This is a genomic window from Vibrio sp. VB16 (assembly GCF_015594925.2).
Taxonomy (GTDB): Bacteria; Pseudomonadota; Gammaproteobacteria; order Enterobacterales; family Vibrionaceae; genus Vibrio.
The window spans coordinates 378,187-390,516 of record NZ_CP087591.1; the positions used below are offsets into that span (position 1 = coordinate 378,187).

The 12,330-nt window shown below is 41.5% G+C and carries 12 protein-coding genes; 8 read left to right on the forward strand and 4 right to left on the reverse strand.

From position 1 onward, the window contains the following. Nucleotides 1-14 precede the first annotated feature (14 nt). On the forward strand, nt 15-464 hold the full coding sequence (locus IUZ65_RS18290; RefSeq protein WP_195705468.1) for a DUF1499 domain-containing protein: 450 nt from the start codon (nt 15-17) through the stop codon (nt 462-464). Here IUZ65_RS18290 and IUZ65_RS18295 read toward each other — a convergent pair. Beyond that, the gene (locus tag IUZ65_RS18295) at nt 459-1,448 is read right to left on the reverse strand and encodes a 2-hydroxyacid dehydrogenase (RefSeq protein ID WP_195705469.1); all 990 of its coding nucleotides are present in this window, start codon (nt 1,446-1,448) and stop codon (nt 459-461) included. The two genes, IUZ65_RS18290 and IUZ65_RS18295, sit on opposite strands and share 6 nt — an antisense overlap. Nucleotides 1,449-1,794: 346 nt before the next feature. On the opposite strand from IUZ65_RS18295, the gene IUZ65_RS18300 reads away from it, so the two are divergent. The 4 genes from IUZ65_RS18300 (at nt 1,795) to pepE (ending at nt 6,197) form a co-directional block, all read left to right on the forward strand. Next, complete coding sequence (locus tag IUZ65_RS18300; protein WP_331275678.1) at nt 1,795-2,649, forward strand: MurR/RpiR family transcriptional regulator; 855 nt, start codon at nt 1,795-1,797, stop codon at nt 2,647-2,649. 111 nt (nt 2,650-2,760) lie between these two features. Continuing rightward, a complete protein-coding gene (dcuC, locus tag IUZ65_RS18305) occupies nt 2,761-4,122 on the forward strand; it encodes a C4-dicarboxylate transporter DcuC (RefSeq protein WP_195705471.1) in 1,362 nt (453 codons plus the stop codon). Between the two features lie 64 nt (nt 4,123-4,186). Continuing rightward, nucleotides 4,187-5,455, forward strand: coding sequence for a peptidase T (gene pepT, locus IUZ65_RS18310; RefSeq protein ID WP_195705472.1), 1,269 nt, complete (start codon nt 4,187-4,189; stop codon nt 5,453-5,455). A gap of 10 nt (nt 5,456-5,465) precedes the next feature. Beyond that, complete coding sequence (gene pepE, locus IUZ65_RS18315; protein WP_195705473.1) at nt 5,466-6,197, forward strand: dipeptidase PepE; 732 nt, start codon at nt 5,466-5,468, stop codon at nt 6,195-6,197. A 196-nt stretch (nt 6,198-6,393) separates the two neighbouring features. On the opposite strand, the gene IUZ65_RS18320 is transcribed toward pepE, so the two are convergent. Next, nucleotides 6,394-7,593, reverse strand: a complete 1,200-nt coding sequence (locus IUZ65_RS18320) for a putative manganese transporter (protein WP_195705474.1) — start codon at nt 7,591-7,593, stop codon at nt 6,394-6,396. Nucleotides 7,594-7,767: 174 nt separating this feature from the next. Here IUZ65_RS18320 and IUZ65_RS18325 point away from each other — a divergent pair, with 174 nt between their 5' ends. The 3 genes from IUZ65_RS18325 to IUZ65_RS18335 all read left to right on the forward strand — a co-directional run bounded on the left by IUZ65_RS18325 (nt 7,768) and on the right by IUZ65_RS18335 (nt 9,963). Next, entirely contained in the window at nt 7,768-8,196 is a 429-nt protein-coding gene (locus IUZ65_RS18325; RefSeq protein WP_195705475.1) for a hypothetical protein, read from the forward strand. 83 nt (nt 8,197-8,279) lie between these two features. Beyond that, nucleotides 8,280-8,720: an Rrf2 family transcriptional regulator gene (locus IUZ65_RS18330; protein WP_195705476.1), complete on the forward strand. Its 441-nt coding sequence runs from the start codon at nt 8,280-8,282 to the stop codon at nt 8,718-8,720. Between the two features lie 46 nt (nt 8,721-8,766). Continuing rightward, nucleotides 8,767-9,963, forward strand: coding sequence for an NnrS family protein (locus tag IUZ65_RS18335; protein ID WP_195705477.1), 1,197 nt, complete (start codon nt 8,767-8,769; stop codon nt 9,961-9,963). 308 nt (nt 9,964-10,271) lie between these two features. Here the strand turns inward: IUZ65_RS18335 and citX are convergent, their stop codons facing one another. After that, nucleotides 10,272-10,796 (reverse strand): citrate lyase holo-[acyl-carrier protein] synthase, encoded by a 525-nt coding sequence (citX, locus tag IUZ65_RS18340; RefSeq protein WP_195705478.1) that lies wholly within the window; start codon nt 10,794-10,796, stop codon nt 10,272-10,274. A 3-nt stretch (nt 10,797-10,799) separates the two neighbouring features. After that, on the reverse strand, nt 10,800-12,329 hold the full coding sequence (gene citF / locus IUZ65_RS18345) for a citrate lyase subunit alpha (RefSeq protein ID WP_443083754.1): 1,530 nt from the start codon (nt 12,327-12,329) through the stop codon (nt 10,800-10,802). Between the last annotated feature and the right edge of the window lies 1 nt (nt 12,330).

The following is a 12,330-nucleotide window of genomic DNA, read 5'->3' on the forward strand; positions in this document are numbered from 1 at the left end:
CGAAGGCAAACAAAATGAACATTCAGATAGCCGTTGTTCTAATAAGCATAACCCTGTTATTTGGATGCTCAAGCACTACACCTTTACTAGGTATAAATGAGGGCAAGCTCGCGCCTTGCCCTAACACACCAAACTGCCTAAATAGCCAAGTCAGTGGCGACGACACACATCAGGTTGAGTCCATTGTTTACTCAGGAACGTTGTCTGACGCACATACTGCTCTTGTCCAGATAATTGAATCGGAAGGCAATGCAAAAACCATAGAAAGTGAAGGCAATTACATCCATGTAGAATACACCTCCACTTTCTTTCAATTTGTTGATGACGTAGAGTTTTACTTTGTAGAAGAGCGTCCTGACAAGACACAGATACACATTCGATCTGCATCCCGAATTGGACGCTCAGATTTTGGAGTAAATCGAACGCGTATAGAGCGTATTCGAGGCAAGTTCGATTCACTATAAAAAATTGTTGTTTGTCTTATTGGAATCAAGCGATCGGATATTGTCTAACGTCGTTTCCGCAATATTTTGTAAAGCATCTTCCGTCAAAAAACCTTGATGTCCAGTAAATATGACATTATGACAAGCAGATAATCGACGGAATACATCATCCACGATAACGTCATTCGATTTATCCTGAAAAAACAGATCCTTTTCATTATCGTAAACGTCCAGACCTAACGCCCCTATTTTACCAACTTTCAAAGCTTCAATTGCGGCAGATGAATCCAACAACTCTCCTCTACTGGTATTGATTATCATGACGCCGTCGCGCATCTTTTGAAATGCTTCGCCATCTAAAAGATGATAATTTTCTTTTGTCATAGGGCAATGCAAAGAGATGATATTGGCCTCTTTAAAAATCTCGTCCAGCGTACAGTAGCGAGCGCCCAGCATTATAGCCTCATCATTTGGGTAAGGGTCGTAACACAATATATCCATTCCTAATCCGTTCAGAATTCTCATCGTTGCTAACCCAATCTTTCCTGACCCTATAATACCTGCCGTTTTCCCATGAAAATTAAAGCCAACCAGTCCCTCAAGTGAAAAGTTCGCATCTCGTGTTCTCTGATAAGCTTTGTGAAAGCGCCGATTTAACGTCATCATAAGGCCCACGGCATGCTCAGCAATTGACTCTGGTGAATAAGCTGGAACACGTGCAATTTTCATATCGATGCTCTTCGCCGCCTCTGCATCTACATTATCGAAACCAGCACACCTTAGAGCCACCAATCGAACACCTTCTTGGATAAGCCTTTCGAGCACTGGTCGCGATAGATCATCGTTGACAAATGCGACGACGACTTCGCAACCTTTCGCTAAGGCGGCCGTTTTAGTGGTCAACCTAAAGTCATAAAAATGAAATACAAACTCATCTTTATCGTTTAACAGTTCAAAGGATTTTTCGTCATAAGATTTACTACTAAAAAAGGCTATATGTTTCATGTTTTTCCCCAAATCTACACTGAAAGCTGCGCATATCCACACAATACTCGATGAGTTCATTCGATTAGCGTTACGTTCACAGTACCCCATCAGAATGTCGGGTGCAAAGGTTCTCATTACACGCCAAAGTACGACCATTTCCGAATCGTCACCGCAATTAAATCCATTTAACTCAATTCACTAAAAGCCATGTATTATCAGGCTTATACAACGTTTTGTTGCTGAACCGTAAAAGACAATCGACCAATAAAATCGACAAGATCACACTTTGATTGTGGGAAAAATTGTTTCCCTTGCTCCCACTAAATAGAAGCGTGACAATCCGCTCCATAAGAGAAAAGGAATAATGATGGATAGGCAAGAATTTATTAGATCAGTCAATACAATTGATAACTTGACTGAATCAGACAACAGAATTATTGAGCACTTTATTGCCCAATTCGAAATGCTACCTTTTGCCAAAATAAATGACCTATGCCATCAGATTGGAATTGGAAAGGCAACACTTGGTCGATTTTTACAGCGCCTTGGGTTCCATGGTTTTCTGGATTTTAAAAAAGCGGTTTCGAATGATTTAATTATTGAATTAAGTACTCCAGTAGATCGCTGTAATAACACAAAAAGAAATGACTCTACATCTCAATTAATTAAAGAACATCAAAAAGAAATACTGGATAATATTGAAAAAACTTATCAATCACTCGATGCCTTAAATATAGATAAAGCCACAGATCTTATTCTCAATCCACAAGGCAAACTTTATGTCATTGGAAGCGCATCCGCTGAAGCATTAGCCAATTATTTTTATTTATTAGCACGTTATCTAAGAAGAGACGTTATTTTGCTCAACGCGGACTCGTCTACATTGCCACACCAACTTGTCGACATTAACGAGGATGATACGCTGCTAGCCATGTCTTATCACCGATTTTCAAGTACGACGGTTAAGGTTGTTCGTTGGTTTAGTCAGGTTGGTGGTAAAACCGTTGTTATGACCGATCAAGAGGTTAACCCTTTTGTATCTTATAGCGATATTCAAATCGTCGTTGCGAGCGAAAGTAGTACTATATTCAATAATCGTTCGGCAGGGCTTTCCATTATCGAGCTATTGATTAAATGCATGTCTAATCGTACAAATAACAAACAAAGATTTGATAAAATGGAAGACATTTTTAAAGAATTTAAAATATTTAAGAATTAACACTTAACTTAATCACGTTTATACAATCGAATTATATTCATTTAATTTGAGGGATAAACACATTCAAAATTAAGTTGACAGACAAAATTAATTAATTACAAGGATAGAAAAATGATTACTTTATTAGCACTGCCGGTTATTTTCTCCGTCGGCTATTTCGTAGTAAAGAAATACAATACTCAAGCAGTATTGTTTTTGGCAGGTTTAACGATGATCGCACTCGGTGTTATCTCAGGGAATCCAGATTTCATGCCGAAAGGCGGAACGTCGACAGGTTCCGTTATTGTCGATTTTTTTGAGGTTATCAAAGTTATCTCCTCATCAACACTCGCTAAGCTTGGTCTGATTATCATGGCTGTTGGTGGGTTCTCACGTTACATGAGCCACATTGGCGCCGCTAATGCCCTCGTTCAGATTGCGACGAAACCATTGTCACGCATCAAGAATCCGTACGTTGTACTTGCTATGGCGTATGTAATTGGTCAGATGATCAATATATTTATTCCAAGTGCAACCGGGCTTGCTCTATTGTTATTGGTTGCTATGTACCCAGTATTGGTCGGTGTTGGGTGTAATCCTGCAGCGGCAGCGGCGGTGGTTGCCACTACTGGTTGTCTCGACTTAGGCCCTGCGTCTTCTGCTGCAAACAAAGCGGCTGAGATATCTGGTATCGATGTCGCAACGTATTTTGTCAGCTATCAATTGGTCGTCTCTGTTATTGCAATAATAGTGATTGCAGTATTACACTTTTTTTGTCAAAAACACTTTGACAAAAAAGATGAAGAAAATGGCATCAAACACGACTTCAACATAGAAAGTAAGGATCATCGAAAAGCACCAAAATGGTTTGCCATTCTTCCTGTCCTACCGTTAGCCCTTCTACTTACCTTTAGCAAATTTGCAATTACCAGTGTCAAAATTGATGTGGTTACTGCAATGTTTATTGCTTTATTCGTCGCGATGATATGTGACTATATCTACACAAGAGACGGCAAAAAAGTCTGCGCATCCCTTAAAATATATTTAGAAGGTATGGGGGCAGTATTTGCAAGTGTTGTTAGCCTTATCATCTCAGCAAAAGTTTTTGTTACGGGCCTTTCAACGATTGGATTTATCGACCTATTATTAGACAGTGCAGCCAGTGCTGGTTTTGGCTACATTGCAATGGTACTCGTTCTTGTCGCGATTATCGCCATTGTCACGTTACTTTCAGGTTCAGGTAACGCATCATTCTTTAGCTTTTCTAACTTAGCGCCGGATGTAGCGGCACAGGTAGGAACAGCGGCGGCAACTGTGGCACTTCCAATGCAATTGGCATCGGGTCTAATGCGCTCTGCATCACCGGTTGCTGGTGTCGTGATTGCTTGTGCTGGTGTGGCAAATGTATCACCAATGGAACTTGTAAAACGCACTGCCATCCCTATGGTTGGTGGCCTTGTCACTGTTTTAGTTTGTTCTCAGGTATTACTTTAAATAGCCGATAGCAGGAGCATGCTCCTGCTATTCACGACACAAATAACAATCATAAGATGTAAATATGGAAAATATTACCGATCGGTTTCTTCGCTATACTAAAATCAACACAACAACAAACCGTGAACTAGGTGCGCAAGGAGTCATGCCTTCATCGCCCGGCCAGTTTGAATTAGCAACCCTACTCAAGGCAGAACTTGAGGCGTTCGGACTCGACGAGGTCACGCTCAGAGATACGGCCATACTCACCGCTACCTTACGCGGAAATGACGCCAATGTACCAACCGTGTCTTTTTTTGCGCATCTCGATACCAGCGCTGAGCAATCGAACGATACCAATGCTCATATTGTCAATTATCAAGGTGGTGATATTGAACTCAGTAAAAAGGTTTGGCTCAAAGTATCAGAGTTTCCTGAGCTTGCTCAATATGAAAACCAAGACATCATTGTCACGGACGGAACCAGTCTGTTAGGTGCGGATGATAAAGCGGCCATTGCCGCCATTATGGATATGTTGCAGCACTTCTCTTCATTAGAATCAAAAGGTGACACCGCCTTAAAACGTGGTGATATTAAAATCGCCTTTTTGCCCGACGAAGAACAAGGGTTGAGGGGAGCAAAAGCATTCGATGTCGAATCATTTGGTGCTGACTTCGGCTATACTCTCGATTGTTGTGGTATTGGTGAGTTTGTTTGCGAGAATTGGAACGCAGGTAATGCAGAAGTGCGTTTTGTTGGCCAATCAGCGCACCCTATGTCTGCCAAAGGAAAGCTTAAAAACTCACTGCTTATGGCACACAAATTTATCAGTATGCTACCCGCTGGAGAAGCGCCGGAATATACAGAAGGAAGAGAAGGATACTATTGGGTTAAAGAGCTGTCAGGTAATAGCGCATCCACTCTACTTAAGCTCGACATTCGCGATTTCTCTCAAGCAGGGTATAAAAAACGCATGGCCTTTCTTGAACAGCTCGGCCAAAACTGTCAGTCACTCTGGGGAGAGGAGTCTGTAGAGTTGGCGTTGATGGATCGCTACGAGAATGTGGCCAATCGTCTTCAAGGCACCCACAATTATCCCATCGCTATTGCCAAGCAAGCCTATCAAGACAACGGCATAGATATGAAAACAACACCCATGAGAGGGGGTTACGACGGCGCTGTACTCTCTCAAAAAGGACTCCCCTGTCCTAATATTTTCACTGGCGCCCACAATTTTCATTCAATTTATGAATACCTTCCTGTTCCGTCCTTACAGGCTGCCAGTAAGGTTATTCAATCAATTGTCATCATTACCCAACAGCGTATTGAAGCTCAAAGCGAAGCTGTGATCTAGGAATTAATTTATGAACATCATGTTATTTAGTAACGGTAAGATTGCCGGAAACACAATGCTATTGGAATTCGGTTTTTCATGGCTAAAGCCAATGATAAAAAAAACCAATGCCAAAAAGCTATTGTTTGTCCCATACGCCATGATTCGTGGGCATTATGACGACCGCACTCAGCAGCTCAACGATGGCTTGGGTCAATTTGGATGTGAAGTGACTGGTATTCACACATGCGATGACCCTATTGCAGCAATTAACGAATGTGACGGTATTATCGTTAGCGGTGGTAACACATGGGTATTGAATAAGATGATCCACGACCAAGGTTTGGTTGGGCCTCTTCGAGATGCAATAATCAAGCAGGAAAAACTCTACATAGGATGGAGCGCGGGCACCAATATTGCGTCACCAACTATCCGTACCACCAACGATATGCCAATCGTTACCGCTGCCATTTTACCTTCCTTGAACTTGGTACCATTCCAGATCAACCCGCACTACATTGAGGCAAGTGTTTCAGGGCACATGGGCGAAACAAGAGATGAAAGGATTGAAGAATTTTTGATCCTAAACCAACATGAATTTGTCGTCGCCATCCCCGAAGGTTCCATGTTAAAAGTAGAAGGGAAAAAACTCTCATACCATTCTGTAGAAGAGAGAAAACTAAAAATATTTTCCCATGGTAAGCCAGCCCTATCAGTCGACAGTGACAGCGATTTAACTCACTGTCTAGACCATAGCTGCTAAAGGCATAAAGCGTTAGTTTTAGAGTAGAAAGCATCCATAGGCTGAGTTTTTTATCAGCTTGTGTGATGCTTTCTCATGAGTAAATAGAAGTTCTTGAAAGGCCTGATTATTAATATTACTTAATTACAAGTCTCGAACTATTAATGAAGCGGCCTAATGTAGGTAATACCGCGCACTAATGCAGCAATAGATACGTCTATATTTCAAACAATGCGTAGTATCCATAGCCAACAATCAGAGCTGGAAATGCAGAATAAAACGTAGCCGCAAGCGCAGCACGAGGGGCCAAAGCGATTGCAGGAAATAGCGCGTCGCCGTCATTGGATATGGCGTTTGCAATTTGAGTAGACATAGGAACCGCCCCTGAAATGTACAAACTTGTGACCAATATCTGAGGTCCACAACCCGGAAATAATCCAACCAACAAACCAACTAAAGGCATCCATACTCCCCAACCAGAAAATAACTCTGCGAGATCAACGTTTGAGAATACAGTAATCATTTCGAAAGCTAAAAATGCACCTATAACCCATGCCGTCACGAAATTGGTATCTTGAGCGGTCTTCTGCAAAGGGTGTGACGTGATACATTTTTTATCTTCAGACACGCTTGATTCATAATCTTTTATTTCTTTGGTAAAAGCCCATAACGTCATGCAGGTAATGATTGCAATTGTCCCTAGCCACTCCATTGTTTCTTCCGGCAAGCCAATAAGTTGGTTGATATTTATTTGAAATGAACCAAGCAAGGCGACAACAGTGGCTGGTAATATCAATATACCCCAAAACTTCCCTTGTAAATTTATTGCGGTTTTTTCAAAGGTACTATGATGTTTTTCATTGTTGCTGCGAACGGAATCCGTTTTAGGCTTAGGTCTTAAGAAGTCATCACTGTGTATCGCATTAACGACCAACCCTGATAATGTACCTACTACGACGCCAAGAGCAATAACACTCAGCCCTACTTTAGGTTCACTGGCGAGTAGCAGAAACGCGGCATCACCCATAGTAGACGTTAGTACAGCAACGACAGCACCAAACCCAACTCGACCACTAACAAATTGAGTGGTCACTATGATGGCGCCTCCACAACCTGGCATCGCCCCAAGCAAAGCAGAAAATAACACCTGATAATGCCGAGAGCTATTGTATAAGCGAATAACACTATTCTCTCGATTCATAAAAAGAGAAATATAGTGATAAAGCGCTAGCGTAAAAGCAACATAGGCTGACACAGCCCAAAAAGCATCGGCAAGCGTCTTTACCGCAATATGTCGAGTAGGTTCAGTAAGCAATAATGCGATCAAAAACGCAGGCAACAGCGCTCTTTTGTACTTAAAACTGAATTGAGAGCCCTTCACCTGATGAGTTACGGCTCTTTGTATAAAAGTAGTCATTATATTTACACCAAGAGGAATGATAATGACTATCATTATATGCGAATGAGAATTATTCGCAATCGGAGATATTGATCTAGCTTGTTCTTTTGCAATTTATGTTCAAATAATTCTTCACAATCTTCAAATCGATGCTACATTGAGAATGAGAATCATTAGCATAAAAGGATCAAAATGAATATCTTAGATAACTTACCGTCGATTGTTTCTTTACCCATTGAATATAGAGATTCACCTCATAGTGAGCGCCATCATCGGGAGGTAATATATCTCCTAGAAAAAAAGCTCACGAGCAATCCTAAGTGCGTTCAATCTCTTCGAGAATGGATTACGAGTTATCATAAATTAGCATCCATACATCAGCAAAAAGGCGAGTTAGAGACGGCACAAAAATGTTTGCTCATACCGCACCAATCTATGCTCTATATGGCTGAGAACAATAACGGTGATGAAGATATAGAACTCATCGCCATAAAGGCAATTAATAGTACCCTACCACCGTTATTGGAATTTGCTAAAGTGTATCCGCCCTGTGAAAACTGTATGCAAAAACTACGATCACAACTTGCTATCATCAATAATGACGATACAAAATATCATTGATTCGCTGCATTTTTCACAAAACAGTTTACAGCCGCATTTAAAGATGCATAATATATGCATCTTTAAATGCGTTGGATTTTTTCATGCACATCACTCGATATACGGACTACTCACTGCGGGTATTGATCTATTTAGCAATCAATAATCAGCAACTTTGTACTATCAGTGAGATAGCGGATAGTTACGGTATATCGAAAAATCACTTGATGAAAATCGTGCAGAAACTCAATTCTCAAGGTTATTTGTTGGCCACTCGTGGAAAAAATGGTGGCATTAAACTAAACCGCCCTGTTGATGAAATAAACATTGGCAGCTTAGTGAGAGACATTGAAGACAAAAATAATCTCGTCGAGTGTTTTGGTGAAAGTAATCAATGTGTGATAACGCCAAGTTGTCAGTTAAAAAATATTTTCTCACAAGCTCAAGAAAACTTTTTCAAAACACTCGATACTTACACTCTTGAAGATATCATAGGCAATAATAACAAAGCGTTAGTTGATTTATTGACCATAAAAATAGCCTAATTGAACTACCTTACTTCTAATATAATCGAATAATTGGACCATCAACATGATGAATATTTCCGAGCCAGACAATAAAAAAACAACCATAGACACTCTGCCATTCTTAGAGTTTGCGTTTCGACCTTTCTTTTTGCTTGGTGCTCTATTTAGCGTTATTAGTTTGTTGGTCTGGAATGGTGTTTTAGGCGGTAATATCGTTGTAAATCTTTATGGTGGTAGCCTCTGGTGGCATATGCACGAGATGCTATTCGGTTTTACGGCTGCTATTATTGTTGGTTTCTTACTAACCGCCGTTCAAAATTGGAGTGGCGTCAGAGGGCTAAATGGAAAAACGTTACTTGGCTTAGTGTCGGTCTGGTTGAGCGCTCGTATTGCATTTTTCTTTCCCGAACAACTTCCTAATATACTCATCGCTGTCCTTGATCTCGCCTTTTTGCCTTTAGCGGCGGCAGCACTCGCCTACCCAATTATTAAAGCAAAATTGTGGCGGAACTTGATCTTTATACCCATCTTACTGGTTATGTCGATAAGCAATGTCCTTACTCATTACAGCGTTTCAAGCAGTGATTATCTTCTATTAAGCAAAGCCAGCACTTTTATGGTGCTTCTGGTGACATTAGTGATGTGCATTATGGGAGGCCGAGTATTCCCAATGTTTACGGCAAACGGCACACAAACGACGCGAGTGAATGCAATCCCAACCTTAGAAAAGCTGTCCATTGCCAGTATTTTAATTGCCGTCATTGTAGGCGCTGGCTTTGTTGAACTCCCATCTGTCGTCGTAGCGACCATATTCTTTTGCACTAGCACTATTCATGCGGTTCGTGCGTTCAGGTGGCGGATATGGGTGACATTTAAAACCCCATTAGTCTGGTCTTTACATCTTAGTTACTGGTGTATTGTGATTGGCTTATTGATGTTTGGTTTATCTGAAATCACGACAATTGTGAGCCACAGCCAGGCTATCCATGCCCTGACCGTTGGAGCAATGGCTTCTATGATCTTATCGATGATTTCTCGTGTTTCTCTCGGTCATACTGGTCGAATAATCATTGTTGGAAAAACCATGATCGTGGCATTTGTTGCCATCCTTCTGGCGTTCATCATTCGCGTATTTGGCATTTACTGGTTAGAGAGCTACACCGTCGCTCTCACTTTAGCGGTGGCTTTCTGGACCTTAGGGTTTGGTTGCTTTGTCGTACTTTATCTGCCTATTTTAACGAAACCCAGTGCGAAACGATAACGCCTACTTTTTATAGAATTATAGGTAACAAACACACCTTAAGCTGTTTACAAATTTACTTGAATTAATTGGAGAATATTATGAGCTGTTGCGGACAATGTGGTGGAAGCGAGCCAGAAGAAAAGAAAAAAGATGAAGCAGAAAAACAAGAAGATGAAGAGTAGTTTTTAATCTTTGTTAATTAGATAGATAAAAACCAATCACCAAAAAGTGATTGGTTTTTTTGTTTGTGGAGTACAGGGAATCAAATGCTCAGTACTAAAAACTAGCAGCATTTTTGATTCGGTCTTTATTAAATGACCAACGCCTTACCGAAGGGTAGAACTCACTAGCTCACTCATCTTTTCTATGATCACCGATTTTTCGTGACGGCGGCTTCTTGCACAAATTTTTGCATCATCATTACACACCATACATCGACGCCTTGGCAGCGACATGCTGTCTCTCGAAACCGCAACACCATCGCTATCAATAATATCAATATCGAATAGACGGCCCAAAGGGTGACTATCTTCTATATCCACCATATGAGCTTTCAGTTCAAGCGCAGTGATATTGCTGGCTACAGCGATAAACTCCAAACCAGTATTCGGATCAAAGCTTTGGGACTCAGAAAAAAAGACGGATGCGTGCTGGCAACATTCAGCAATCGCTTCTATCCCTTGCTTGAAAGCAACCGTAGACAAGGTATTGACTTTAACCTCACCCACCATATTAATGGTGAAACTGATTAAAGGTAGAGAGTGTTTAGTCAGCCACTCTCTTTGTCTTATTCCTCGTTGCTCTCTAGAGCTTAATAACTGCTCTAGAGAAACGGGTTCACCTGAATACACTGGCTACTCTTTGATTTGTTTGATGGTATCAATAACAGAACCATCACGGTAACGAATGTAACCAACAACGTTATCTGAATATTGAATCGGCTTGCCTTTGCCAGTAAGTAGCTCAGCTCTTTGCTGAAGCTCTTCAATTGAAAAAACCGGAATTCCAGATCGAGCCAGGCGTACTTTGACATCGGTACGTGCCGGGTTAACAGCCACACCGTGGTCGGTAACCAATACGTCGATTTCTGTTCCTGGAGTAATGATATTCAGCACCTTATTCACTACCGTCGGAATACGACCGCGTACTAATGGCGCCACAATGATGGTTAAATTCGCCGCCGCCGCGGTATCACTGTGGCCACCAGACGCGCCACGTATAACGCCATCAGAACCGGTGATAACATTGACGTTATAATCTGTATCTATTTCTAAAGCACTCAACACAACCACATCCAAGCGATCAACCACTGCGCCTTTTGAAGATGGATTGGCGTATTGATTGGCCGAAATCTCCATATGAAGAGGGTTTCGGGCCAATGAGTCTGCAGCACTTGAGTCGAATGACTGCACATCTAATAGCGTTTTAATCAGCCCTTTTTCATGCATGTTCACCATCGTTGATGTAATGCCACCCAGTCCAAAGCTTGCTGTCACCCCTTTTCGTTCCATCTTCTCTTCCAAGAAACGAGTCACCGCTAACGATGCACCACCAGAACCTGTCTGTAACGAAAAACCATCAAAAAAGTGGCCTGAATGCTCGATAACTTCCGCCGCTTTACGGGCGATAAGTAACTCACGAGGGTTCGTCGTTAAACGAGTGGCATCTCCACCAATTTTTGATGGGTCACCCACCTCCTCTACCTGCACAATGGCGTCAACAGTATCCTGACCAATTGATGCTGGCATGTTAGGGAATGGTACGATTTTCTCAGTAAGTATGATTACTTTCTTAGCGTGTTCTGCATCCACCTTTGCATAACCCAACGAACCACAGCGCGATTTACCCATCGTTGCGTTCGCATTTCCAAATTCATCACAGGTAGAAACACCTAAAAAGGCGACGTCTATGTTCAGCTCGCCCGATTTTACTAAGTGTACTCGACCACCATGCGAATGGATGTGAACGGGTTCTGCCAGGATGCCTCTAGAGATTTCCTCGGCCAAATCACCTCTAATACCAGAGGTGTATATCTTATTTACAACGCCATTTTTTATATGGCCTATGATAGGTGAGTGAATACTGGACAGTGAACTCGATGCAAGCGTTAGGTTTTTAAAGCCCATTTGAGCAAGAATGTTCATCACCATATTGATGATTTTGTCGCCACCTCGAAAAGAGTGGTGAAAAGAGATCGTCATACCGTCTTCTAACCCAGACACTCGTATCGCATCTTGTAAAGATTCATGAATCTTACGGCTTTTTTTTGTCTCTTTGTTAAGTAAATGCGGCGTAATTTCGTGCGCGTCAGTAAAAGGTCTCATAGCAAGCTGGTCCAGTTCTGTTTGTGGATTATTGGCTGTTATTTCGTTATTTGTCTTCATT